28 protein-coding genes are annotated in these 23,890 nt (G+C 68.7%); 12 read left to right on the top strand and 16 right to left on the bottom strand.

Annotation, left to right across the window (positions count from 1 at the left end; genetic code table 11):
• The first annotated feature begins 291 nt into the window (after positions 1-291).
• Positions 292-1,389 (top strand): HDOD domain-containing protein, encoded by a 1,098-nt coding sequence (locus tag AB9O74_RS00645; RefSeq protein WP_369348068.1) that lies wholly within the window; start codon positions 292-294, stop codon positions 1,387-1,389.
• 1 nt (position 1,390) lies between these two features.
• Here the strand turns inward: AB9O74_RS00645 and AB9O74_RS00640 are convergent, their stop codons facing one another.
• The 3 genes from AB9O74_RS00640 to AB9O74_RS00630 form a co-directional block, all read right to left on the bottom strand.
• The gene (locus AB9O74_RS00640; RefSeq protein ID WP_369348067.1) at positions 1,391-2,968 is read right to left on the bottom strand and encodes a phospholipase D family protein; all 1,578 of its coding nucleotides are present in this window, start codon (positions 2,966-2,968) and stop codon (positions 1,391-1,393) included.
• Between the two features lie 48 nt (positions 2,969-3,016).
• Positions 3,017-3,727 carry an rRNA pseudouridine synthase gene (locus AB9O74_RS00635; RefSeq protein WP_176989212.1) on the bottom strand — a complete coding sequence of 237 codons (711 nt, stop codon included), beginning with the start codon at positions 3,725-3,727 and terminating at the stop codon, positions 3,017-3,019.
• An 81-nt stretch (positions 3,728-3,808) separates the two neighbouring features.
• The gene (locus tag AB9O74_RS00630) at positions 3,809-4,306 is read right to left on the bottom strand and encodes a M48 family metallopeptidase (RefSeq protein WP_123730546.1); all 498 of its coding nucleotides are present in this window, start codon (positions 4,304-4,306) and stop codon (positions 3,809-3,811) included.
• Positions 4,307-4,379: 73 nt separating this feature from the next.
• Between AB9O74_RS00630 and AB9O74_RS00625 the strand changes: the two genes are divergently transcribed.
• A complete protein-coding gene (locus AB9O74_RS00625; protein WP_369348066.1) occupies positions 4,380-4,931 on the top strand; it encodes a DUF2058 domain-containing protein in 552 nt (183 codons plus the stop codon).
• 109 nt (positions 4,932-5,040) lie between these two features.
• On the top strand, positions 5,041-5,307 hold the full coding sequence (locus tag AB9O74_RS00620) for a DksA/TraR family C4-type zinc finger protein (protein WP_176989214.1): 267 nt from the start codon (positions 5,041-5,043) through the stop codon (positions 5,305-5,307).
• A gap of 76 nt (positions 5,308-5,383) precedes the next feature.
• Here the strand turns inward: AB9O74_RS00620 and AB9O74_RS00615 are convergent, their stop codons facing one another.
• Both AB9O74_RS00615 and AB9O74_RS00610 read right to left on the bottom strand, forming a co-directional pair.
• Positions 5,384-5,965, bottom strand: a complete 582-nt coding sequence (locus AB9O74_RS00615) for a mechanosensitive ion channel family protein (RefSeq protein WP_176989215.1) — start codon at positions 5,963-5,965, stop codon at positions 5,384-5,386.
• 80 nt (positions 5,966-6,045) lie between these two features.
• Positions 6,046-6,237 carry a hypothetical protein gene (locus tag AB9O74_RS00610; protein ID WP_176989216.1) on the bottom strand — a complete coding sequence of 64 codons (192 nt, stop codon included), beginning with the start codon at positions 6,235-6,237 and terminating at the stop codon, positions 6,046-6,048.
• A gap of 135 nt (positions 6,238-6,372) precedes the next feature.
• Here AB9O74_RS00610 and AB9O74_RS00605 point away from each other — a divergent pair, with 135 nt between their 5' ends.
• Genes AB9O74_RS00605 through AB9O74_RS00595 form a run of 3 tightly spaced genes read left to right on the top strand, consistent with a single transcriptional unit; the run spans position 6,373 to position 8,365 of the window.
• Positions 6,373-6,957, top strand: a complete 585-nt coding sequence (locus tag AB9O74_RS00605; RefSeq protein ID WP_369348065.1) for an RNA polymerase sigma factor — start codon at positions 6,373-6,375, stop codon at positions 6,955-6,957.
• Positions 6,954-7,472, top strand: a complete 519-nt coding sequence (locus AB9O74_RS00600) for a hypothetical protein (RefSeq protein WP_346492441.1) — start codon at positions 6,954-6,956, stop codon at positions 7,470-7,472. Before AB9O74_RS00605 ends, AB9O74_RS00600 begins: the two co-directional genes overlap by 4 nt.
• A gap of 11 nt (positions 7,473-7,483) precedes the next feature.
• Entirely contained in the window at positions 7,484-8,365 is an 882-nt protein-coding gene (locus tag AB9O74_RS00595) for a DUF4097 domain-containing protein (RefSeq protein ID WP_369348064.1), read from the top strand.
• A gap of 45 nt (positions 8,366-8,410) precedes the next feature.
• Here AB9O74_RS00595 and AB9O74_RS00590 read toward each other — a convergent pair whose 3' ends face one another.
• The 3 genes from AB9O74_RS00590 to AB9O74_RS00580 form a co-directional block, all read right to left on the bottom strand.
• Positions 8,411-8,590 carry a hypothetical protein gene (locus AB9O74_RS00590; protein WP_019183415.1) on the bottom strand — a complete coding sequence of 60 codons (180 nt, stop codon included), beginning with the start codon at positions 8,588-8,590 and terminating at the stop codon, positions 8,411-8,413.
• Between the two features lie 11 nt (positions 8,591-8,601).
• Positions 8,602-8,850, bottom strand: coding sequence for a YkgJ family cysteine cluster protein (locus AB9O74_RS00585; protein WP_019183414.1), 249 nt, complete (start codon positions 8,848-8,850; stop codon positions 8,602-8,604).
• A gap of 367 nt (positions 8,851-9,217) precedes the next feature.
• Positions 9,218-10,573, bottom strand: a complete 1,356-nt coding sequence (locus AB9O74_RS00580) for an Hsp70 family protein (protein ID WP_176989220.1) — start codon at positions 10,571-10,573, stop codon at positions 9,218-9,220.
• A 118-nt stretch (positions 10,574-10,691) separates the two neighbouring features.
• Here AB9O74_RS00580 and AB9O74_RS00575 point away from each other — a divergent pair, with 118 nt between their 5' ends.
• Positions 10,692-11,027: a zinc ribbon domain-containing protein YjdM gene (locus AB9O74_RS00575; protein ID WP_019183411.1), complete on the top strand. Its 336-nt coding sequence runs from the start codon at positions 10,692-10,694 to the stop codon at positions 11,025-11,027.
• 6 nt (positions 11,028-11,033) lie between these two features.
• Here AB9O74_RS00575 and AB9O74_RS00570 read toward each other — a convergent pair whose 3' ends face one another.
• Entirely contained in the window at positions 11,034-12,170 is a 1,137-nt protein-coding gene (locus AB9O74_RS00570; RefSeq protein ID WP_369348063.1) for a tetratricopeptide repeat protein, read from the bottom strand.
• Between the two features lie 230 nt (positions 12,171-12,400).
• Here AB9O74_RS00570 and AB9O74_RS00565 point away from each other — a divergent pair, with 230 nt between their 5' ends.
• The 4 genes from AB9O74_RS00565 to AB9O74_RS00550 all read left to right on the top strand — a co-directional run bounded on the left by AB9O74_RS00565 (position 12,401) and on the right by AB9O74_RS00550 (position 15,321).
• Positions 12,401-13,006, top strand: a complete 606-nt coding sequence (locus AB9O74_RS00565; protein WP_369348062.1) for a hypothetical protein — start codon at positions 12,401-12,403, stop codon at positions 13,004-13,006.
• A gap of 48 nt (positions 13,007-13,054) precedes the next feature.
• Positions 13,055-13,234, top strand: coding sequence for an oxidoreductase-like domain-containing protein (locus AB9O74_RS00560; RefSeq protein ID WP_176989223.1), 180 nt, complete (start codon positions 13,055-13,057; stop codon positions 13,232-13,234).
• Between the two features lie 14 nt (positions 13,235-13,248).
• A complete protein-coding gene (locus AB9O74_RS00555; RefSeq protein ID WP_369348061.1) occupies positions 13,249-13,896 on the top strand; it encodes a DUF998 domain-containing protein in 648 nt (215 codons plus the stop codon).
• Between the two features lie 78 nt (positions 13,897-13,974).
• Positions 13,975-15,321, top strand: coding sequence for a virulence factor family protein (locus tag AB9O74_RS00550; protein WP_176989224.1), 1,347 nt, complete (start codon positions 13,975-13,977; stop codon positions 15,319-15,321).
• A gap of 46 nt (positions 15,322-15,367) precedes the next feature.
• Here the strand turns inward: AB9O74_RS00550 and mprF are convergent, their stop codons facing one another.
• On the bottom strand, positions 15,368-17,932 hold the full coding sequence (gene mprF / locus AB9O74_RS00545) for a bifunctional lysylphosphatidylglycerol flippase/synthetase MprF (protein ID WP_369348060.1): 2,565 nt from the start codon (positions 17,930-17,932) through the stop codon (positions 15,368-15,370).
• A 193-nt stretch (positions 17,933-18,125) separates the two neighbouring features.
• Here mprF and AB9O74_RS00540 point away from each other — a divergent pair, with 193 nt between their 5' ends.
• Positions 18,126-18,473 carry a RidA family protein gene (locus AB9O74_RS00540; RefSeq protein WP_019183404.1) on the top strand — a complete coding sequence of 116 codons (348 nt, stop codon included), beginning with the start codon at positions 18,126-18,128 and terminating at the stop codon, positions 18,471-18,473.
• 43 nt (positions 18,474-18,516) lie between these two features.
• On the opposite strand, the gene rnfB is transcribed toward AB9O74_RS00540, so the two are convergent.
• The 6 genes from rnfB to AB9O74_RS00510 form a co-directional block, all read right to left on the bottom strand.
• Positions 18,517-18,942, bottom strand: coding sequence for an Rnf electron transport complex subunit RnfB (gene rnfB, locus AB9O74_RS00535; RefSeq protein WP_369348059.1), 426 nt, complete (start codon positions 18,940-18,942; stop codon positions 18,517-18,519).
• 28 nt (positions 18,943-18,970) lie between these two features.
• Complete coding sequence (locus AB9O74_RS00530; RefSeq protein WP_369348058.1) at positions 18,971-19,612, bottom strand: HAD family hydrolase; 642 nt, start codon at positions 19,610-19,612, stop codon at positions 18,971-18,973.
• A 60-nt stretch (positions 19,613-19,672) separates the two neighbouring features.
• The gene (gene metG, locus AB9O74_RS00525) at positions 19,673-21,751 is read right to left on the bottom strand and encodes a methionine--tRNA ligase (RefSeq protein WP_369348057.1); all 2,079 of its coding nucleotides are present in this window, start codon (positions 21,749-21,751) and stop codon (positions 19,673-19,675) included.
• Between the two features lie 97 nt (positions 21,752-21,848).
• Complete coding sequence (locus AB9O74_RS00520; protein ID WP_369348056.1) at positions 21,849-22,292, bottom strand: DUF2147 domain-containing protein; 444 nt, start codon at positions 22,290-22,292, stop codon at positions 21,849-21,851.
• Between the two features lie 101 nt (positions 22,293-22,393).
• Positions 22,394-22,813, bottom strand: coding sequence for a VOC family protein (locus AB9O74_RS00515; RefSeq protein WP_176989229.1), 420 nt, complete (start codon positions 22,811-22,813; stop codon positions 22,394-22,396).
• Complete coding sequence (locus tag AB9O74_RS00510; RefSeq protein WP_369348238.1) at positions 22,810-23,850, bottom strand: serine hydrolase domain-containing protein; 1,041 nt, start codon at positions 23,848-23,850, stop codon at positions 22,810-22,812. The genes AB9O74_RS00515 and AB9O74_RS00510 overlap by 4 nt, the downstream gene beginning before the upstream one ends.
• Between the last annotated feature and the right edge of the window lie 40 nt (positions 23,851-23,890).

Raw genomic sequence — 23,890 nt, 5'->3', positions numbered from 1 at the left:
TGCGAACGGTGGCGAACAGCGGCGAACGCGCCAGCAAAAGGTGGGTTGTAAAACAAAAAAAGCGACGTCGTCGGGTCTCGGACGGGTCGCGCGGCGCCATTCTAGTGCATTCCGGCGGAGGGTGTTGTCAGGGGTCTCCCGCCGCGTCGCCATTAAAGTTGCTGAAGCGCAGGCCGATGCCGTGGCAACGGTGTGGATGGCCGGTCATCGCAGGAAGGATCACGTGGGCGCAGTCGCAACAAGGCAAGTGCGGGATCCGGCGTATGCAGGGCCGTGGGCGTGATCGGCGTGATGCTCGTTGGCGCCGCCGTGCTGGCGTTGCTGGGGGTGATCGGCCTGGTCCGCCACCGGCGTGCCGTGGCGCAGCCATCGAGGGGCCGTGCCGCCGCCGAGCAGGCGGGGGCGACGGCAGTGCCTGCCGCCGCTCTGTCGCCGGGCACCGATCCGGTCGCAGTGCTGCAGGCCGGGCTGCACACGCTCGCGCTGGTCCCCCGCAGTGGCGATGCCGCCGATGCCGCGGCCCCGCACACGGTGGAGCTGCGCGATGCCGTCACGGCGTCGCTGCTGGCCCGTGACTGGTCGGCCAAGCACCTGCCACGCCGGCCGCAGCTGCTGCCGCAGCTGATCCAGACCGTCAACGACAGCGATGCATCGGCACGTGCGATGGCCGCGATCATCAGCCAGGATCCGGTGCTGACCGGCAACCTGCTGCGCATCGCCAACAGCCCGGTCTACCGGGTGCAGGCGCGCCCGGTGGAGACGCTGCAGCGCGCGGTCACCCTGGTGGGGACCGATGGCATCCGCCAGATCATCAGCGCCGTGCTGGTGCAGCCGGTGATGCAGCTGCAGTGCGATGCGTTTCCGCAGTTCAGTGCGGTGATCTGGGAACACGCGCTGCTGGCCTCGCGCGCGGCCGCCGACCATGCCCGGACGGTGACCCACGAAGATGGCTTCGCCGCGCAGTGGCTGGGCCTGACCCAGGGACTGGGCGCGGCGCTGGTGATGCGCCACCTGCTCGATGCCTGTGCGCAGCAGTCGGTGGCCGCGCCGCCGCGTGCGCTGGCGGCGGACCTGCTCGACAGCTGGACCCTGCCGGTCGCCAGCCGCATCGCGGCGGCATGGGAGCTGCCCAAGGCCGTGCACGACGCCTTGATCCGCCAGAGCGGCAGTGGACTGGCGGCGAGCCTGCGTTTCGCCCGCGCGGCGGCGGCGGCCAGCCTGCTGTGCCGGCACGGCCAGATCGGCCAGGTCCAGGCGCTGGCCCTGCTGGAACAACTGGACGGCACGCCGCCGCATGCGCTGCAGTGGATCTGGCGGCGCGTGCACGGGCGCGCGGTGGAGACCCTGGACGGTGAAGAGGCCGAGCTCGAGGTCGCCGGGGCCGGCTGAGCTACAGCTGCGATTCCAGCGGCAGCCAGCTGATCGCGCGCGCGCTGGCCCGCAACCAGAACCCGGTATCCGGCTCGGTATACAGCCACTGCGGTGGCTGGGCATCGCGTTCCAGCCAGCGGACGTCACCGTCCGGCCCCAGCGCCACCCAGTAGCTCTGGCTCGGGCTGGCCAGGCGCAGGTACTCCTGGCGCAACTGCCCGGCCAGCACGGGGTCGTCGAACAGCACGCCCATCTCGGTGTTGAGATAGGCCGAACGCGGGTCGAGGTTGAACGAGCCCACGAAGCCCCGCCGGTCATCGACCATGAAGGCCTTGGTGTGCAGGCTGGCGCCGCTGCTGCCGAACAGGCCGCCGCCATCGACGTTGCCGCGCGATTTGAGCTCGTACAGCTGCACGCCACTGCGCAGCAGCGGCGCCCGGTAGTGCATGTAGCCACTGTGCACGGCGGCCACGTCATTGGCGGCCAGTGAGTTGGTGATCACTCCGACCTGGGCACCGCGCGCGACCATCGCGCCCAGCCCTTCGGTGCCGTCCTCGCCGGGCACGAAGTAGGGCGAGATCAGCAGCGCCTTGTGCTGTGCGCTTTCCAGTTCCTCGACCAGGCGCGTCACCAGCCAGCCGGCCTGATCGTCGCGGCGATGCTTCATCGGCGGATCCGAGGCGATCTCCACGTTGGGCGTCCAGTGCAGGTCGAGCGCATCGCGGTAATACGAGTGCTCCGCCTGCGAACGGGCCACGCGTGCCAGGTACGGCTTGGCACTGTCCAGCCGCGCCTCGTGTTCGCTTTCGCGGATCAGCAGGCGCAGCTGCGGTTCGGTGTAGAACGCCAGGGCGCGGATCGGCACCGCGGTGTCGCTGTTCCAGTAGTCGTCGAAGATCGTGTTGGCCTGCTGCACCGCCTCGCCGGCCACCAGCAGGTCCAGGTCGCGGAAGTTCACGTCGGGGCGGGCGCTGAAATATTCCTCGCCGATGTTGCGGCCGCCGACGATCGCCACGCGTCCGTCGGCGATCCATGACTTGTTGTGCATGCGGTGGTTGACGCTGAAAACGCGCTGCACCATCTCGACCAGGCGCCAGAGCCCGCTGCGGTTGCGGAACGGGTTGTACAGGCGGATCTCGATGTTGGGATGCGCATCGAGCGCCATCATCAGCGCGTCCTTGTCCTGCGCGTTCATGTCGTCGAGCAGGATCCGCACGCGCACGCCGCGCTCGGCCGCGCGGTACAGCTCGTTGGCCATGAGGTGGCCGATCAGATCGTCGTGCCAGATGTAGTACTGCAGGTCCAGGCTGCGGCCGGCGTGCTGGGTGATCACCGCGCGCGCGGCGTAGGCGTCCAGTCCGTCGGACAGGAAGGCGACGCCGCTCTGGCCGGGGTGTTCGGCCTGCAGGCGGACCAGCTCTCGATCGATCGCGGTCTGGTCGGCCTGCGTGGGCAGCACCGTGGAACGCTCGCCCACGGCCTGCGGGGTCAGGTGATCGGCCAGCAGCAGGCCGCTGAGCACCAGCAGGATCAGCAGGGCGACAACGATTCCCAGCCAGCGCAGCAGCCGGCGCCAGAGCGGTTTTTTCTCGGTCATGCCCCGATCGTAAGCGGCAGGGGCGTGCAGCGCGAGGGGTGCGGGGGCTTAGAAGCGCTCGTCCGGCGCCAGGTAACGCCACTGGCCCGGCACCAGCTTGCCCATCGCCACGCGGCCGATGCGCAGGCGGCGGATGCTGATGACCTCCAGCCCGACCTGGGCGCACATGTCGCGCAGCTGGCCCGGATGCACCGGCTTGATCGCAAAGCGCAGGCGGGTTTCGTTCTGCCAGCTCACCTTGCACGGTGGCAACGGCCAGCTGCGGAAGCTCAGGCCGTGCGCGAGCCGCTTCATGCCGTAGGGCGCCAGCTCGCCACTGACTTCGACCAGGTATTCCTGCTCCAGCGTCGCACCGCGATCCTTCAGGTGCGAGATCACGCGTCCGTCCTGGCTGACCACCACCAGGCCGCTCTCGTCGTCGGACAGCGGCATCACCAGCTGCAGCGCGTGGAAATGCCGCTGCAGCAGGGTCACGCCGGTGGCATCGAGGTCGCTGCGGCTCTCCGGGGTGACCAGCGCGCACAGTTCGTCCGAGCGCATGCCGGCCGGCTTGTGCAGCAGCATGCTCACGGTTTCGGTACGGGTCGCTTCGGCGTTCTCGCGCAGCACGATCGTCTCGTCGGTGACCATCGTCTGCGGCTGTTCGACGACCTGGCCGTTGACGGTCACCCAGCCGCCCTCGATATAGCGCTGGGCGTCGCCACGGGAGCAGCCGATCAGGCTGGTCAGGCGTTTGTCGAGTCGGATCGGGTCGGTCATCGGGCAGGCAACATAAAACGGGAAGCGGGCGGGGAGTGTACTGGCTGGGGCCCGGCGCTGCGCGATGACGGCCGCCGCGGCTCAGCCCGGCGTGCGTTCCAGGTGGGTCAGGTAGAGGCGCAGGTCGAACTCCAGCTGGTGGTAGTCCGCTTCCATGTGGGTGCACAACTGGTAGAAGGCCTTGTTGTGGTCCGATTCCTTCAGGTGGGCCAGTTCATGCACCACGATCATCTTCAGGAACGGGGCCGGGGCCTCGCGGAAGACGGTGGCGATGCGGATTTCGCGGCTGGCCTTGAGCCGGCTGCCCTGCACCCGCGAGACCGTGGTGTGGGTGCCCAGCGCGTGTTTGAGGACCTGGAGCCTGCTGTCGTAGATCACCTTGGACAGGGGCGCGGACTGGCGCAGGTAGCGCTCTTTCAGGCCCTGGGTGTAGTCGTACAGCTGGCGGTCGTTGCGCACCGTGTGCAGCTCGGCGTAGCGGCGTTCCAGCCATGGCCCCAGCCGGTCGCCCGCGATCAGCTCGCGCACCTGCTGCTGCAGGGCGTCGGGATAGCCGGCGAGGTACTTCAGGGCGGTCATGCAGGCGGTTGGGGCGGGGCGGGCAGACCAGTATGATGGGCTCCGGAATCCCGCAACAACAGATGCTAGGCGTATGGCGAAGGCAAATCCCCTGCAGGAGCAGCTGCTCAAGGCTGGGCTGGTCAAGAAATCCCAGGTCTCCCAGGCCGCCCGTGAACAGGTGAAAGCCCGCCACGGCAAGGCCCCGGTCGCGCCCAGCGAGAGCCAGCGCGAGGCCGAACGCCTGCGCGCGGAGAAGGCCGAGCGCGATCGCGCGCTGGAAGCCGACCGCAAGGCCAAGGCCCACGCCCAGGAACTGCAGGCCCAGGTCCGCCAGATCATCGAGGCGCACAAGGTCAAGCGGGACGGCGAGAGCGAGTACCGCTTCAACGATGGCACGCTGATCCGCACCCTGCTGGTCAACAACGTGCTGCGCCGCCAGCTGGCTTCGGGCAGCCTGGTGATCGCGCGCCATGGCGAGGGCTTCGAACTGCTGCCGCGTGCCGCCGCCGAGAAGGTCCGCGAGCGCGATGCCAGCGTGATCGTGCTCGACAACAGCCAGCCCGGCAGCGAACCGAGCACCGGCAACGCCGAGGACGATGCGTACTACGCCCAGTTCCAGGTGCCGGACGACCTGGTCTGGTAAGCCTCGCCTGAAGCGTTCACCCGGCGCCGCGCGCGTTCAGCCCTACGTCGGCTGGGCACCGGGGCCCGGGTCTATGCTGGAGACCTGACACCGGCATGGGAGATACATCATGGCGACAGGTTGGGCAGGCGACGGCGCGGTCCAGGATCAGATCGACGCCACCGTCGATGACGCCATCCAGCGGGCGCGCGCACAACTGCGCGACGGCCCCGGGCTGACCCACTGCGAACAGTGCGAGGCACCCATTCCCGAGGCGCGGCGCAAGGCCGTCCCCGGCGTTCGCCTGTGCGTGCGCTGCCAGGAAGAAGAAGACGCCGCCCAGCACGAAGGCAGCGGCTACAACCGTCGCGGCAGCAAGGACAGCCAGCTTCGGTAGGTGCCGGCCGTTGGTCGGCACGCAATAACGCATACCGACCAACGGTCGGTATCTACAACCGGCGTGGCACGCTCCCTCAACCGTCCCCCTGGATCCCGCCGGGTGCCTGCGAGGGATCTCGCCACCGGCGTACCGTGCGCTGGAAGAACATGTTGTTCGGCATCTGCAGCACCGTGCCTTCATGGCCGTTGCCGGTTTCCTGCAGCGTGGTGTAGATCAGGTTGATGTCGATCACCCGGCCCTTGAGCCCGGGCTTCTCGCCGTTCTCCAGCAGCTCGATGTAGTCGTGCAGGCGGAACGGACGTGTGGTGAAGATCAGCAACGTGCAGAAGATGTTGGACAGCACGCTCCACGCGGCGAAGAACGCTACGGCACCGACGGCGGCGAAACCGGTGAAGGCAGTCCACAGCACCGAGGCCGATGCGCCGACGATGCTCAGCACGATCAGCACCGCACCGAAATTGATCACGAAGCTGCTGATGCGGCGCGCGCCCATCACCATTTCCGGCGGCAGGGTGTAGTGCTCGCCGAGGCGTCGGATCAGCCTGCGCGCGATCAGGCGCAGCAGCCAGGCCACCAGCACGGTCACCAGGATCTGCAGGGCAGGGACACCGTATTGCAGCCAGTCGTGGGTCCAGGCGGGCAGATGGTCTTTCATGGGGGCGGAATTCCTTTGCAGCGATAGTGCCGATCCCGCCATGGTAATGCCGATGCGCGTCAGCGCATCGTGGTGCCCGCTTACTGCACGGGCCTGCCGTACACGTCGAACGCAGCGATCATGGTGGAGGCGCACAGCGGCGCATTCTGTGCGTACTGCACACAGACATCCGGCGCTTCGGGCGCCAGCGTGACCCGGATCTGCAGCGGACTCCACGGCAGCGTGCAGCCGGTGGCCAGTGAGAGCAGCACGGCCAGGCAACTGGATGACATGGGGATACTCCTTGGCGGGCGCCGGTAGTGACAAGGGATTGGATGCAGCGCCGGCCAGGAAGGTTTAAAGGCCGCGCAGAAAAAGAAATCCACCGGCGGCTTAAACCTTTTCCATGCCCCCCGCATCCAACGGATATGCTCGACACGACCATGCCCACTTCCAGCGCTCCGACCGAGGCCGATGCCGCCGATGACCACGCCCTGGTGCGTGCCGCGGCGGCCGGTGACGTCGCGGCGTACGAGCGCATCTACCGGCGGCATTCGCCGCGGGTGTACGCCGTGCTGTGGCGCCTGTGTGGCGGCCATGCGGCCCGCGCCGAGGATGCCCTGCAGGAGGCCTTCCTGCAGGCATGGCGCGCGCTGCCGGGCTTCCGTTTCGAAAGCAGCCTGGGCACCTGGCTGCACCGCCTGGGCGTCAACGCCGCGCTGATGGAGCTGCGTGCCAACGCCACCGGCGATGCACGCGATGCCGGCGAGGAGGGCTGGGAGTCACTGGCGATGCTGCCGGCCCAGGACCGCTGCGCCGGCACCTCGATGGACCTGGAGCGGGCGCTGGAAACATTGCCGCCACGGGCCCGGGCGGTCCTGGTCCTGCATGACATCGAAGGGTGGAAACACCAGGAAATCGCCGACCAGCTGCAGATGGCCGTCGGCAGTTCCAAAGCACAGTTGCACCGTGCGCGCGGCCTGCTGCGTGCGCGCCTAGGAGAAACCGCATGAACCCCCATGATTCCGATCACGACGAGCTGACTGCACGCCTGCATGCCCTGCCGGCCGAGCGCGTCCCGCCGGCGCGGGTGTGGCAGGCCATCGCCGCCCAACTGCCGGCCCAGAGCGCGGCCCCGTCCCCGGCGGCGACCGTGCCCACGTTGTCAACGCGTCACCGGCGTCGGCGCTGGCCGCTGCGCATCGGGCTCGGCCTGGCGGCCGCGCTGGCGGTGCTGATGGTGGTGCCGACCCCGGTCCCGCATACGCCGGCACCGTCGCTGCTGCAGCGCCAGGCCGATGCGATGGCCGGCGAGTACCAGCAGGCCATCGCGGCCCTGCCCAATGCCGAGGTCACCGAGGAATGGCGCCCGGCCCTGCACGAACTCGACGCCAGTGCGGACAACATCCGTGCGGCCATCGCTGAAAATCCCCGCTCGCGCTATCTGCTCGGGCAACTGCAGCGTACCTATGCGCTGCGGCTGGAACTGACCCAGCAGGCGGTGTTGTCCACCGGCCTGCCCACCTGAAGGAGAACCCCATGCGTATTCCTCTGTCCCTGGTCGCTGCGCTCGCCCTGTGCCTGCCGCTGGTCGCCCAGGCCGCTACCAGCATCAACGAGCGCCATCCCCTGGGCGCTGGCGGGCGCGTGGAAATCAGCAACATCTCCGGCAAGGTCACTGTCCGTGGCTGGGATCGCAGTGACGTGGCGCTGACCGGCTCATTGGCCGACGGGCTCACCCTCAAGCAGGACAAGAGCAGCAACCGCGTGCGCTGGGAAGTGGAGTATCCGCGCGGACGCAGCAACGGCGGGGCGACCCTGGAGCTGCGCGTGCCGCGTTCGGTGGAAGTGCAGCTGGGCACCATCAGCGCGGACATCGACGTGGCCGACATCGACGTACGCCGCCTGCAGGCCAACAGTGTCAGCGGCAGCATCACCGCGGCCGGGCGCAGTGGCGAGACCACGTTGAACACGGTCAGCGGCAGCATCCGTTCGCAGCTGCAGACCGCACGGCTGGATGCGCGCACGGTCAGCGGCCAGCTGCTGGCCGGCGGTGGCGCATCGGGGGAAGTGGCGGCCGAATCGGTCTCCGGCCGGGTCAATGTCAATGCCGGGCGGATCCAGCGGCTGGCGGTGGAAACCGTCTCGGGCAGCCTGGACGTGAGCGCGACCGGCATGGCGCCGGGCGGCAAGGTGACGATGCAGACGGTCAGCGGTTCGGTCGCGCTGAAGCTGCCGGTGAACGTATCGGCGCAGTTGAACGTCAAGACGTTCAGTGGCGGGATCCAGTCCGATGCCGGGCAGGTGGAGAAGCCGCGCTATGGCCCGGGCAGCAGCCTGGATGCGCGTCTTGGCTCGGGCGATGGGGATATTTCGATCAACTCCCATTCCGGGAGCGTGCGGGTCAGCCTGGGCCGCTGAGTGCGGCCACCGCACCGGCCGATGCCGGTGCGGTCGGCAGCAATGTCAGCCGGCTTTTTTCAGTGCCAGGGTATTGCCCAGCACTTCGATCTTGCCGCCACCCTTGCGGAAGGCAGCCAGATCCGCAGCGATGCTCTGGCTGCTGACGGCGGAATTGGACCCTTGCTTGCGGTCGACGCGAACGGTGTTGCTTGCCTTGGGGGAGGTCTTTGGCGTACGAGCCATGGATGCTCCTGCTATGGATGAAGCGTGGAAGAAAACGTCGACAGATCCTGCTGTTGTCGACGGTAGTCCTGCCGCACGAGGCGGCAATCATCGCCGCCCATGTCGAACTGGCGGCAGATCGCGGGTCGCTGCGAGTAGATCGTGCAGCGCAGGTGATAGGGGTCGATCGCGGCGCACCAGCCTTCTTCGTTGCGTGCCATCACCGTGCCGCCACGCGCATCGGTGTCCAGCAGATAGCCGGGCACGTTGTCGTCGGGCATCACGGTGACGGTGAGCCGGCAACACACCGCATCGCAACGACGGCAGTCGATGGGGTCGGGCTCGGACGATGTAAGGAGTGCAGCCAGGCGTTCGCCCAATCTGAGTGTCTCTTTGGCGGCTCGGGGTGAAGCATGCTGTGAACGAGCCGGATCACAGCGATGAGCGATCCCGGCACCGCGGACAGGCCGACGGTGGCAGTATCGAAGAGGACGGTGGCCAGTCAGGCCCGGAAGACGATGCTGGGTGCGTCAAGCGCATTGCGCTTTGAAGCCGAAAGATGATAGCGCTTTCGGCGTAACGTTTTGTTAATAAGGCCTTTCACGCCTCTTCAGGCCTTGTGGGACAAGGCCTGGCGCAACAGCGGGGTCAGTGGGCGGCGGCCAGTGCCAGCCCGTGGACCACACCGAAGGACGGATTGCCGCGGACCAGGGTCGAGCCCGGGAAGGCGTTGGCCACCGCCTGCTGAAGATAGCCGGCGCGCGACATGCCGCCGGTCAGGAACACGGCGGCCGGGTCGTGGCCGATATCGCTGCGCACCTGCTCCAGCAGGGCGGTCAGCTCGCCGAGGTAGCCGCCGGCGGCGGTTTCCAGCCGCGCGGCGTCGATCTGCACCTGCAGGCCACGCTCGATGAAGTCCAGCGCACTGTCGTGGCGGGTCACGCTGCTCAGGGCGATCTTGCAGCGCTCGACCTCGCGGTACAGGCGCGCGGTATTGCCGGTGTCCTGCAGGGCGGTCAGGCGCGGACCGAACGGCGCATCCACGTCGCGGTAGGTGTGCTGGCGGAAATCGCGCTGGCGGGTCATGTCCTGGACCATCGCCGCCTCCACGTAATGGTGGGCCGGCACCCGGGTGATGCCGCGGCCGAACAGCGGCATGTAGCCACCCAGGCTGAGGGCCAGGTCGATATCGGTACCGCCGCGGGCGATGCCCCAGGCGCGGTGGATGGTCGGGGCCTGGCCACCGCCGACGCGGGCATGCGCGACGTCGGTGGTACCACCGCCGATGTCCACCACCACGGCGTCGTGCTCCTGCGGGCTCTCGGCGTGGTAATGCATCGCGGCGGCCGCCGGCTCTTCGAGGAAGTCGATGCTGTCGAAGCCGGCCGCGATCGCCGCGCCATGCAGGATGTCCAGCGCCTGTGCGTTGCCGGCCTCGCCGATCGAGCTGCGGAACTGCACCGGGCGGCCCAGCGTGGCGGTGCGGATGGGGGTGTCCAGCTGGCGCGAGGCGGTCAGGCGGATGTGCTCGAGGATGTGCGTGGCGATGCCGGCGATGGTCTGGCGCGCGCGCGGGTGCAGGTTGTAGCCGAGCATCGACTTGGGGCTCTGCACCAGGTTGCCTTCGTTCTCTTCGAAGTAGGCTTCCAGCGCGTCGTCGCCGTAGACCGCGTTCTGCAGCAGGGTGGTGGAGCTGAGCGGCGCGCGCATCTGCTCTTCCATCCACTGCCGGCGCACCACGCGCAGGGCCTCGCGGCGCAGTGCATCGGGCGTGCGCTCCTGGCCGGCGGCGCGGGCATCGCGCGCGGCCGCATCGACCAGCCGGGCCAGATCGTGCTCCAGCGCCGGGGTCAGTTCGAAGTCGTTCGGGTCGCGCATCACCTCGGGGAAATACACGGTGGTGCGGAACTGTTCGGCCTGGCCGAACTGGATCGGCACGACCTTGCCGTCGATCACCACGGCGGCGGCGGAGTTGCTGGTGCCAAAGTCGATGCCGAGTTTCATGCGCGGGCCGGGCCGGTGGTCAGGGGGCGCGCACTTTGCGGCAACGGGACCGCCGACGCAAGGGCAGGGGGTAACGGGCGGTTACAATGGCGGCCGTTTCGTTACCGAAGAGCTGTCGATGTCCGCGATTCCCGCCTGCCCGCAGTGCACCCTGGAAAACACCTATGCCGATGGCGCGCTGTTCATCTGCGCGGACTGCGGCCACGAGTGGGCGGCCGGTGATGGCGGCGGCGAGGCCCTGGTGGTACGCGACAGCAACGGCAACGTGCTGGCCGCCGGGGACACCGTCACCGTGATCAAGGACCTGAAGGTGAAGGGCTCCTCGATCCCGCTGAAGCAGGGCACCGTGATCCGCAACATCCGCCTGGTCGAGGACGATGCCGAGCACATCGAAGGCAACTCGGAAAAGATCAAGGGGCTGGTCCTGAAGACCTGCTTCCTCAAGAAGGCCTGATCGGCCTCAGTCGGCGTGGGCGCCCCACTGGCGCCAGCGCTGCAGGCTGTCCAGCTTGGCCTGGTAGCGGGATTGGAGCGCATCGCCGTTTTCCGCGGCCAGGTCACGCGCGCGCTGCATCTCCTGCGAGGCGCGGTTCGGGTTGCCGGCCAGGAAGTAGGCGCGGGCGAGGGCGAAGTGGAACGGGTGGGCCGTGTCATACAGGCGCACCGCGCGGCGGTAGAAGCGGACGGCCCCCGCATAATCGCGCCGCTGTTCCGCCCGTGCCCCGAGGATGTACTGCGCGAAAGGGTCGTTGCGCTGCACCCGGGCCAGACGGTCGTCCAGCCGCTCGGCCTCCCGGGTATCGCCCAGCCGACGGTAGAGCACGCTGGCGTTGCTCAGGCTGGCACCGTGCCGTGGCTGCAGCCGCAGGGCGGTTTCATAGTCCCTGCGGGCCTGGGCGGTGTCGCCAATGCGCGCATCGAGCACGCCGAGATTGTTCCAGCTCCCCACGAAGTCCGGCGCCATGCGCAGCGCGGCCTGGAAGTTGGCGCGCGCGCCGGCGGCATCCCCGGCGGCCATCCGGTCGGCCCCCCGGTTATTGTAGAAGTGGGCCAGTGCCCGCTGCCGGTTGATCTTCTGCGGCCCGTAGCGGTCATACAGCACGTTGTGGTCCAGATCGACGGTGCCGCTGCGCCCGTCCAGCACGATGCCGGCATTGACGTGGCCAACGCTGTAGATCACCCCGGAGGCCTGGTACCAGCTCACCACCTGGGCCACCTCCTGCACATGCGCGTCGATGCCGGCGAGGTTGGCCAGGGTGACGAACAGCAGGGTGAACGACAGGCAGTTGGCGCGCCGTGTCTGCCATGTCTCGCCGATCGTGTGGGTTGCATCGGCGTCGTAGGCCAGGTGCAGTCCCTGCGCGTCGAAGATCATCTCGACCAGACGCTGCAGGCGGCGCTCGCGCGAGTAACCGGGATCGATGACCCGCTCGTGCAGCAGGGTCAGCAGCGGGGCCGGCACGTCCAGAATCTGCGCCGGCGTGGGCAGGGCGGTGGTGCCCGGTTCGGCGGCGATGGACGGCGGCGTGGTGTCGGCCGCCCAGACCGGCGCGGCGGCCAGGGCCATCCACAGGATCAGTACTCTGCATGCGGTCATCGCCGTCACCTCGCGGGGCGCTGGAGTCCGTCGGGCCCAGTCTAGGCGCGTTGTCGGTGGGCGGCGTGCCGTTCATCGGCTGTCCGCGCCATCCACAGAGGATGTGGACCAGCGGTCGACAAACATGTGGATAACCGTGCGCAGCCACTGCGCGGCAACGGGTCTGTGAAGGTGGTCAAAAAAACACCGCCCGGCTTGCCAGCGCCGCCGCGACGGCCAATCATGGCGGCATGCACTTTGAACCCATCCCCCTCCCTGCCGGGCAGCTCGCCGCGCTGGAAACCGCCTACGCCGTGCCGCCGCGGGCGTACCACAACTGGTCGCACGTGCAGGCCGTGCTGCAGCACTGCCGCACGGTCGCCGAGGCCGGGCCGGGCTGGAGCCGTCCGCGCGAGGTGCAGCTGGCTGCGCTCTACCACGACGCCATCTATGACGCGGGCCGTGGTGACAACGAAGCGCGCTCGGCGGCCATGGCACGCGAGGCCATCGCGCGCTGGCTCCCTGATGCCGGGATCGATGCGGCGCGCGTGGTCGAGCTGATCGAACTGACCGCGCGCCACAGCAGACTCGCGCCTGGCGATGTGGACCCCGAGGCCGCGCTGTTCCTGGACTGCGACATGGCCATTCTGGGTGCGCCGGCGGCGGTGTTCGATGCCTACGACCGGGGCATCGCGGAGGAATACGCCGGCCACGTGCCGGGCTTCCTGTTCCGGTTGAATCGACGACGCTTCTTGAAGCAGGTGCTGGGGCAACCGCGCATCTTCCTGAGCGACTTCTTCCACCAACGCCTGGATGCGGCGGCGCGCGACAATCTGCGTCGCCGGGTTGAGCGCTGAACCACGCCCGCTACACTGTGCGCGCTGTTTTTCCTTCCGTGTGTGGCCATGTCCGTGTCCGTTCCAGATTCCGATCCGCGTCCGCAGCCGCCGGAAGAACCCGGCCCCAACGAGTGCTGCGGCAGCGGCTGCCCGCTGTGCGTGCTGGATCTGTACAGCGATGAGCTGCAGCGCTACCGCGCTGCGCTGGCGGCGTGGAAACAGCGCCACCCCGAGGCCACCGACTGAGCAAAGGTGCTGCGATGTCGCTTCCCCTGCCACGCCCCTCCCGCTGGCCGCCGACGCATCACGGACGGGTCGCCCTGGCCACGCTGCTGGCCTTGGGACTGTTCATCGCCACCGCGCTGTGGACGCAATGGGCACGGGATGACCTGGACTGGGTGCAGGCCACGCTGAGCCTGTACCTGCACGGGCCGTGGGGGCTGGCGTTGCGCAGCGCCTACTGTGTCCTGGCGCTGGCGATCATGCTGCTGGCCCTGTCCCTGCATGCCAACAGCCGTTCACCGCGCCGCAGTGCGGCCGCACCGCTGCTGTTCTCGGTCGCCGCGCTGGGGCTGATGGGGGTGGCGATCGGCGACAGCTGGTTGCCCGGGCGCGCGCCCCTGCTGGCACCGCTGGTGCACGGGGTGTCGGCGAATACCGCCTTCCTGTGCGTGAGCGTGGCGATGCTGCTGCAGAGCTGGTACCTGCGCGCCGACCCCCGCTGGCGCGACTGGGCCGGTCCGGCGTGGTGGTGGGCCTGGCTGTGCTTCGTGCTGTTGTGGCTGCACGTGCTCTGGCGCGGGCCGCCGCGCGGCGCCGGCCAGAAGCTGGTGATCGCAGTGGTGCTGGTCTGGCTGGTGTCGGTGGCCTGGCAGCTGTGGCGGCAGGCACGCCGCGACGCGCGCTGAGCCTCCGGCCACGCTGTGTACATGCCCTTGGCAGGGCAGGGGCGTATCGTTGGCGCACTAGTCATGGGATGCGCGACGATGCGGCGAGCCGGTTGGGGGATGATGCTGGGTGTGGTGCTGGCGGGGATGTCCGGACAGGCGCTGGCCGCGCCGCCACAGCAGCTCAGTCATGGGCGTTTCGAGAACGTGCCGGTGTATCTGCCGGACGGTCGCCCGCAACGGGTGGTGGTGTGGTTCGACGGCACCGCCGGCCATGCCGACAGCCAACAGCGCATCGATGCACTGCGTGCCGAGGGCGCCCTGGTCGCCCAGATCGATGTCGCGCATCTGCGCCAGGTGCTGGCCCGCGAGAAGAGTGGTGACTGCGCATTCGGGGCCGGTGATGTGGAGAATTTCTCGCGCTGGTTCCAGGCCTACCTGCACGTGCCGGGCTACCACCTGCCGCTGATCGGCGGCGATGGCGAGGGCGCCGCGCTGGCCTATGCCGTGGCCGCCCAGGCCGACACCCAGGTGTTCGCCGGGCTGCTCACCACCGGCTTCTGCCCATCGGGGGTACGCGAGCGCAAGGTCTGCGGCGCCGGCAGCAGCCATGGCCGCCTGCAGCCGGCCGAACTGAATTTCCCGTGGTTGAACGCGGCCGGCGATGTGCATTGCCCGGCCGGCGAGTCGGCCGCGTTCGTGCGCAGGGTCGGCATGGGGCGCCAGTTCGAGCGCACCGCACGAGGCGACGCGTTGCCCGGCCTGTTGGCCGCGGCAAAGGTGATCGGGGCGCAGAAGGGCGTCAGCCTGGCGCCGCCGCCGGATGATCTCAAAGGCTTGCCGGTGGTCGACGTGCCCTCGAGCAAGGCCGGCGATACCTTCGCCATCTTCGTTTCCGGCGACGGCGGCTGGGCAGGCCTGGACAAAGAGGTGGCCGCCTCGTTGAGCGAGGCCGGGGTGCCGGTGGTCGGCGTGGATTCGCTGCGCTACTTCTGGACCGCACGCACCCCCGAAGGCTTCGCGCGCGACCTGGAGCGCATCGCCAATCACTACAGCCGCCAATGGCAGCGCCGCAACGTGGTGCTGGTCGGTTTCTCGCAGGGGGCCGATGTACTGCCGGCGGCGATCAATCAGCTGTCACCGGCCACGCGGGAGTCGGTGTCGATGATTGCGCTGTTGTCGGTCGGCAAGACCGCGGACTACGAATTCCATGTGAGCAACTGGCTCGGCGGCGGCGGCGATGGCCTGCCGATCGCGCCGGAGGTGGCCCGGCTTCCGGCCGGCAGGACGCTGTGCGTGTACGGCCAGGACGATGGCGACGCGCTCTGCCCGTCGCTCCCGCCCGGCGGCAACGCGCAGATCATCGCGCTGCCCGGCGATCACCATTTCAAGGGCGATTACGATCGTCTCGCGGACACCATCGTGCAGCATCTGCCCGCGCGTTGAGCGCCAGCGCCAGCGGTCAGCACCGACGCTGGGTGCCGGCACGGGATCAATCGTGCCGGCGCGGGTCCAGCGAGATCAACCGGGTTGCATCGAGCAGGGCGGCAGGCAGGTGCACGCCGCCCGGCGCGGCCAGGTAACGGGCCCGCCAGACCGGCGCGAACTTCGACTTGAAGCGACGCAGTCCGCTGAATCCATAGAAGCGTTCGCCGTGCCGTGCCACCACGTTGGCGAAGCGGTTCCAGCGCCCGGCCAGGCGATGCTGGGCGAGCCCGGACAGCGGTGCCATGCCCAGCGAGAACCGGTGGAAGCCCTGTTGGCGCCCCCACAGGAACAGCTCGATGAACAGGAAATCCATGGTGCCCTTGGGCGCGTCATCGACATGCCGCATCAGGTCGACCGACAGTTCGTTTCCGGCCGGCGCCTGCCACAGATTGGCGAAGGCCACGATACGGCCCTCGGCTTCGACCAGCGCCACCGGGAAGCGTGACAGGTAGGCAGCATCGAAACTGCCCAGCGAGAAGCCCTTTTCATCGCCGGCCTTGTCGTCCAGCCATTGCTGGGAGACCACCGACAATGCCGGCAGCAATGCCGGTACTTCCTCGGGCGTCGCAACCCGGAAGCTCAGGCCACCGCGCTTGCCGCGGTTCCAGGCTTGGCGCAGATCCGCGCGATCGCGGCCCTCCAGCGTGAACTCCTGCAGCGGCACCATCGCCTCTTCGCCAAGCTTGACCAGGGTCAGGCCCAGGTCGAGATAGGTCTGCCAGTGCGCCTCACCGACCTGGTAGAACACCGGGCGCAGGCCGAGCCGATCGGCTTCCTCACGGAAGCGCCAGATCAGCGCGCGCACCACCTCCGGTGGGCCGACCGGATCGCCCATCGCGATCAGTGAGCCGCCGTAGCGCTGCATCATCACGAAGCCCAGTTGCGCCTCATCACGCAGCACCGCCTTGTCCGCGGTGAGCACCAGGCAGGCCTGGGTGTCCTCGGCGGCGGCCAGGATCGGGGCAAGCGCGTCCAGCGTGGACGCATCGGCGGCTGGCAGCGGGCTGCGCGTGCTGTGCAGCAACCGCGCCAGGCCGAAGATGGTCAGCGCGATCGCCACCAGCAGCAACGCACGCAACGCACGTGGCGCGTTGCCCTGCAGCGCGAACTGCCACCACAGCTCGTTCTGGTATTCCACGTGGCTGTAGACGAAGAACAGCAGCCAGATCACGGCGACCAAGACCAGCCCTAGGTTGCGGATCCACGGCCATGACCAGGCTTCATCCAGCAACGCGCCCTGGCGGTAGAACTCGCGGCGCGAGGCCCACAGCGCCGTGGCCACCAGCAGCGCGGACAGCGCGATCAATACCTGCCCCCCGCGCAGCCAGATCGGCAAGGGGGAGAGCACGCAGATGCCGAGTGCAAGCATCCACGCGGCATGGCTGCGTCGCTGCAGGCCCTGGCCGATCAGCAGCAGCGCGACACCCGCCAGACTGCCGAGCAGGTGCGAGGTTTCCAGGATCGGCAGCGAGGCGGTAACCAGGTGCCGGCGCGGCGTCGGCAGGGTGCCGTCGATCACCAGTGCGGCACCGACGCTGAACACCGCCAGCGCGATGATCTGGGGCAGCCACGGGCGCAGCGCGGTCCAGCCGACCCGGGTCGCCCCGGCACCGGCACGCAGCGGGCGCCGCAGCGCCGGCGCGACCGCCAGCACCGTGGCCAGCAGCAGCGGCAGCACGTAATAGGTGACGCGGTAGATCAGCGCGGCGGCCAGTACGGCGGCCGGGGCCACCTGCGGCAGCAGCTTGAGCAGGCTCCACTCGAACACGCCCAGGCCGGCCGGCACGCTGGAGATCAGGCCGGCCAGCACCGCGACCAGATACAGCCCGACGAAACCGGGCAGGCCGGTCGGCGTATCCATCGGCAGCAGCACATAGAAGGCCGCGCTGGCCAGCACCAGCTCGACCACGCTCAGCGCGGTGACGCCCAGCATGGTGCGCCGGTCGGGCAGCCACAGCGCGTGCCCGCGGATCTGGAAACTGCGGCCCTCGCGGCCGACCAGCAGCACCGTGCCCGCATACGCGAGCAGGCCCGCAATGCCGATCGCGCGCACCGCCTGCACCGGGATCGGCAGGGCCAGCGCCGCCGCGCCCGGTTCAAGCACGAAGGCCAGCGCCAGCAACAGCCACGCGCCGAACACGAAGCCCAGGGTGCTCATCAACACGACCTGGCCGATCTCGCCCAGGGTCAGGCCGGCACGGCCATACCCGCGCAGGCGCACCGCACCCCCGGTGAGCGCGGCAAAGCCCAGCGTCTGCCCCAGCGTATGCGCGAGGAACGCCGTGATGCCGACCCGTGCCGGATGCAGGCGCTTGCCGCTGCGGCGCAGGCCGATCGCATCGAAGCCGATCAGGCACGCATAGCTGGCCAGCCCGAGCAGCACGGTCAGCGCGATCTGGCCGGCGCCGAGATGGTGGAAGGCCTCGCGGATCGCGCGGTAGCCGTGCGCGTCGAATTCGTTGGCCAGGCCGCGCAGGGCCAGGGCCAGGATCACCAGCGGGATGACGACGGTGGCAGCGCGGCGCCAGGGGGCGCGGGCCGGGGTTGGAGCAGCGGCGGTGTCGGTCATCGGTACAGCGTGCTCCGGGGTGGGCGATGAAGGAGTCAACGCAGGCGTGGCCGCCTGGCCGGCAAATCGTGCGCCTGATGCCGACGCTTGCCAAGCGGGTGCGCTGTGCATGCTGTGGCCGCTTTGCGCGCAGCATCCGGCAGGCGCGCGCCGCATCGGTGACAATGCGGTTTCATCCAGAGGAGTAATTGCCATGTTGGAACGTTTCGATGTCGGCCCGCGCATGTCCGAAATGACCGTGCACAACAAGGTCGCCTATCTCTCCGGGCAGATCCCCGAAGACACCAGCCAGGACATCACCGGCCAGACCCGCCAGGTGCTGGAAGAAATCGACAAGCTGCTGGCGCTGGTGGCCAGCGACAAGCAGCACATCCTGCGTGCGGAGATTTTCCTCGCCGACATCGGCGATTTCGCCGGCATGAATGCCGCGTGGGATGAGTGGGTGGTGGCAGGCATGACCCCGGCACGCGCCACCGTGGAAGCCAAGCTGGCCGATCCGAGCTGGAAAGTCGAGATCGTGGTGACGGCGGCCCTGCCGTAACCGCACCCTCCCGCCGCCGTCGCGAGGCGTCCAGCGCCCCGCGTTACGGCCGGCGCGCGCTGACCAGGTCGATGCAGTCCACCGGACACGGCGGGATGCAGAGCTCGCAGCCGGTGCACAGATCGGCGATGACGGTGTGCATGTACTTGGCGCCGCCGACGATCGCATCGACCGGGCAGGCCTGGATGCATTTGGTGCAGCCGATGCAGTCCGCTTCGATCACCACCGCGACCTGCGGTGCCTTGTGTTCGCCGCGCGAGCGGTCGAACGGCACCGCCGGCACACCCAGTGCATTCGCCAGCGCGCGCGCGCCGGCATCGCCGCCGGGCGGGCAGTGATCGATGCCCGCCGCGCCACGCGCCATGGCCTCGGCATACGGGCGGCAGCCGTCGTAGCCGCATTGCCCGCATTGGGTCTGCGGCAACAGTCGATCGAGGCGTTCGGTCAAGGTGTCGATGGTGGGGCTCATGGCGTGGCGGTGGCTGCGCGGTGGGGCATCAGGCCCGGCTGTGCCGGGCAGTGGGCGTGCTCGCCGGTTCCGCCCGACGGGACTTGATGGGCTTGCCGCGATACCAGGGCTCGTGGGCGAGCGCGAGCATCGGGCGGTCTTCGCGGCTGTCGCCGTAGGCGTGGATGCGCAGGTAGCGCGTGAGGTCGTAACGCTGGCGGATGTGCTCCACCTTGCGCGGCCCGCAGTCGCCCTCGGCGTATCGCCCGGTGAGGCGTCCGTCGCGGCTTTCCAGCCGGTTGCAGATCAGGTCCAGCCCGAGCGTCTCGCACCACGGCCGCAGATACAGGTCCAGCGAGCCGGACACGATCACCACGGTGTGCTGCTGCGTGAGGTGCCAGTGGATCTGGTCGAGCATCTCCGGCCGCATCACGTCGGGCAGCACGTCACGCGCATAGCCCGCGGCCTGCGCGGTGATGTCCTCGACATGGCGGTCGGTGAAGGTCAGGCGGGTGACGCGCGCGCGCAGGCGCTTGGCCGAGATCAGCTTGAGGCGGTACGCCAGCAGCCACGGACCCACTTTCCACCAGGCCCGTGCAAGCTGTTCGGGTGTGGCCACGCGACGCAGGAAACGCCCGTAGGTATCGCAGCTGGTGACCGTGTGGTCGAAATCGAACAGCGCCAGTTCCAACCCACACCTCCAGGCAGAAGAGCGTGGCAGGGCGACCGCGTGGCCGCCCTGCCGCCGCGGTCAGCGGACCGGCATGCCCGGCAGCGCGGCGCTATCGGCGTCCAGCAGGGCGAGCGCGCCACCGTCGAAACCGGCCGACAGGATCATGCCTTCGCTCAGGCCGAAGCGCATCTTGCGCGGGGCCAGGTTGGCGATGAACACCACGCTGCGGCCGACCAGCTGTTCCGGATCGCCGTAGCTGGCGCGGATGCCGGAGAAGATCTGGCGCTTGCCCAGGTCACCGGCATCGAGTTCGAAGCGCAGCAGCTTGTCCGAGCCTTCCACGAACTCGCAGACCAGCACCTTGCCGATGCGCAGATCCAGTTTGGCGAAGTCGTCGATGCCGATGTAGGCCGGTGTGGCCTCGCCATCGGCCGCAGCGACCGGTGCCGGTGCGGCAGCGGGCTTGGCCGGTTTGGCCGGGGCGGCGGGGGCCGGGATGGCGGCCTGCAGGGTGTCCTTGGAAGCGTCGGTCATGGCGTCGATTTTTTTCGGGTCGATACGGGTGAACAGGGGCTCGTACACCGCGATGGTGTGCGCGGTCAGCGGGGCGGCGATGTCGGTCCAGGCGTGCACCGGCGCGGCCAGGAAGGCCTCTGCCTGCGCGGCGGTGGCCGGCAGCACCGGCTTGAGCGCGGTGACCAGCACGCGGAACAGGTTCAGGCCCTGGGTACAGACCGACTGCAGCTGCGCGTCCGCGCCCTCCTGCTTGGCGATCACCCATGGCTTTTCATCGTCGATGTAGCGGTTGGCCTCGTCGGCCAGTGCCATGGTCTGGCGCAGCGCGCTGGCCGGATCGTTGCGCTCGTACGCCTCGCGGATCGGCGCCAGCGCGGCGACGAAGCGGTCGTACTGGGCCGCATCGGGCAGCGCAGCGGCCAGGCGACCTTCGAAGCGCTTGCTGATGAAGCCGGCGCAGCGGCTGGCCAGGTTGACGAACTTGCCGACCAGGTCCGCGTTGACGCGCGCGATGAAGTCGCCCAGGTTGAGGTCGAGATCGTCGACGCCGCCGGAGGACTTGGCCGCGAAGTAATAGCGCAGCGCTTCCGGTTCCAGCCCTTCATCCAGGTAGGTGCGGGCCATCACGAAGGTGCCGCGCGACTTGGACATCTTGGCGCCGTCCACGGTCAGGTAGCCGTTGACGTGCAGGCGGGTCGGCGCGCGGTGGCCGGTGCCATGCAGCACCGCCGGCCAGAACAGACCGTGGAAGTTCACGATGTCCTTGCCGATGAAGTGGTGCAGCTCGGTGCTGGTGCCGGCGCGCAGGTGCGCGTCGAAGTCTTCGCCGGTCTTCGCGCACAGGGCCTGGAAGCTGGACAGGTAACCGATCGGCGCGTCGAGCCAGACGTAGAAGTACTTGCCCGGGTGGCCCGGAATCTGGAAGCCGAAGTACGGCGCATCGCGCGAAATGTCCCACGCGCGGAGGCCGCCTTCGGCGTTGAGCCACTCACCCAGCTTGGCCTTGACGCCGGGCAGGGCGACGTCGCCGGCCAGCCACTCGCGCAGGAAGCCTTCGAAGCGGCCGACCTCGAAAAAGAAATGCTCCGAATCGCGGATTTCCGGCGTGGCGCCGGAGATCACGGATTTCGGGTCCTTCAGGTCGGTCGGACTATAGGTGGCACCACACACTTCGCAGTTGTCGCCGTACTGGTCCGGGGTGCCGCAGTTCGGGCAGATGCCCTTGATGTAGCGATCCGGCAGGAACATGCCTTTGGCCGGGTCATAGAACTGGGCCACGGAGCGGCGCGCGATGTGGCCTTCGGCCTCGAGCTTGAGGTAGAAGGCTTCGGTCAGCGCCTTGTTGGCCGCCGAGTTGGTGGAGTCGTAGTGGTCGAACGCAACGCCGAACGCGGCGAAATCGCGCTCATGGCTGGCCTGGATGTTGGCGATGAAGGCCTCCGGGGTCACGCCGGCCTTTTCGGCCGCGAGCATGATCGGGGTGCCATGGGTGTCATCGGCGCAGACGAACCAGGTCTTGCCGCCGCTCATTCGACGCGCGCGCACCCAGATGTCAGCCTGGATGTAGCCGACCAGGTGGCCCAGGTGCAGCGGGCCGTTGGCGTAGGGCAGGGCGGTGGTGACGAGAGCGGTGCGGGTCATGATGGGCGCTGTTGCCAGGGGAACCGGGGATTATCGCACGCCAAAACGCAGTAACCCGGCCGAAGCCGGGTTACGGGGGCTGGAACCCGCGCCGGGCTTACTCGCGGACCCAGGTCTGGGCGCGGCAGATGAAGGCCACGCAGCCGGACACGTCCAGCTTGGCGCCGCCGGTCTGCAGCTTCATCTTGGACTTGTAGGTCTTGCCGTTGCCCGGATCCAGGATGGTGCCGCCGGACCAGGCGTTGGCGCCATCGGCCTTCAGGTTCCACAGGATGGTCATGCCCTTGACCGGCTTGTTCTTGTTGGCGCCCTCGCAGCCGTCGCAGACCGGATTGGGGCCCTTGTCGGAGTGCAGGATGTCCACGACCTTGCCGGTCAGGGTGCCGTTGGTGGCCTGGGTGATCTCCACGATCGACTTCACCTTGCCGGTCTTGTCGTCGATGGTCTTCCAGCGGCCGCCGGCGCCGTCGGCGGCGCTGGCCGACATCGCGGCCATCATCAGCGGCAGCGCCAGCAACAGGGTCTTGAAAGTCTTGCGCATGTTCCCCTCCCAGGGATGTCCGTGAACGCCGGCGCAGGCGGCCGGTACAGGGCCGACTGTATACCCATTCGCTCCGGTACGGAACGTGCCCGACGCACGGATCAGCCGGCGTCGGCCGGGATTTCGTACAGCTCCAGCGGCAGGTCGTCCGGGTCGGCGAAGAAGGTGAACCGGCGGCCGGTGTACTCGTCCACCCGGATCGGCTCGCAGGCCACGCCGGCCGCGGTCAGCCGCTCGATCATCGGTTCCAGTGCGTGCACGCGGAAGGCCAGGTGGCGCAGGCCCTGCGCCTCCGGGCGGCTGGGCCGGGGCGGTGCGCCCGGGAAGGAGAACAGCTCCAGCTGGCTGCCGTCGGGCAGGGCCAGGTCGAGCTTCCAGGAGTCGCGCGCCTGCCGGTAGTTCTCGGCGATGACCCGCAGCCCGAGCACGCGCGTGTAGAACGCCTTCGAGCGTGCGTAGTCCGCGGCGATCAACGCCACGTGGTGCACGCCGAACAAGAGAGAAGTGTGCGTATCGTTCATTGCAGGGTGTCCAGCCAGCGCCGGGCGATCTGCAGCGCCAGCGGATAGGGTTCGGGGGCGTTGCGGTTGCTGAGCACGATCACCGTGAGGCGCTGCGCCGGATAGCGCAGTATCACGTTGCGGAAGCCTATGCTCTCGCCGCTGTGCCACTGCGCGCTACCGTTGAGACGCCAGCCGAAACCGTAGAACGGCACGTCCGGCTCGGCGGTGCGCGTGGCAGGCGAGAACATCTGCTTCAACGATGTCGCCTTCAGCAGGCGCTGGTCATACAGCGCCGCGTCCCAGCGGGCCAGGTCATCCAGCGACGCATACACGCCGCCATCGCCGAGCACCGCACTGGTCGGGCTCTGGTCGGTACGCTGCCAGCGCCCGTCTTGCTCGCTGTAACCGTAGGCGCGGCGCGCGATGTCGTCCACGCCGTCCTGGTGGGCGACGCTGTCGTGCATGCCGAGCGGCAGGAAGATGCGCTGGCGCAGGAAGCGGGCGAAATCGGTGCCGGAGGCCTTGCCGACCACCAGCGCCAGCAGCGCGTAACCGCTGTTGCTGTAGCGGTAGGCCGTGCCCGGTGCGAAGTACGTTCGATCCTGGCCTTCCAGTAGATGCAGGACATCCTGGTCATGCACCTGCGCGGTCGCGTCGGCGGCCATCAGGTCTTCGTAATCGAGCAGGCCGCCGGTGTGGCTGAGCAGCTGGCGCAGGGTGATCGCATCCGCCGCAGCCGGCAGCGAGGGCAGCCAGCGTTTCACCGGATCGTCCAGGGTCAGCGCGCCATCTTCGGCCAGCAGCAGGATCACCGCGGCGGTGAACTGCTTGCTGACCGAGGCCAGGCGGAAATTGGTCTGCGCGGTCACCGCGGTGCCATCTTCCAGCACCGCCAACCCGTAGCCGCGACGGAACACCGGTTTGCCGTCGTGCAGTACCAGCACTGCCGCGCCCGGAACCTGGCCGTCGTAGCGCTGCATCAGCGCATCGATGCCCGGGTCCGGTGGCGTCAGCACCGGCGCTGCCACGACAGCACCGCTCCCGGCGATGCACATCGCACTGATCCACACACGCAGATGCCGGACGATGTGCATG

It is taken from the genome of Stenotrophomonas sp. JAG2, assembly GCF_041080745.1.
Taxonomy (GTDB): domain Bacteria; phylum Pseudomonadota; class Gammaproteobacteria; order Xanthomonadales; family Xanthomonadaceae; genus Stenotrophomonas; species Stenotrophomonas maltophilia_AA.
The sequence above is the reverse complement of the archived record's forward strand: the minus strand, read 5'-3'. Positions and strand labels throughout refer to the sequence as shown.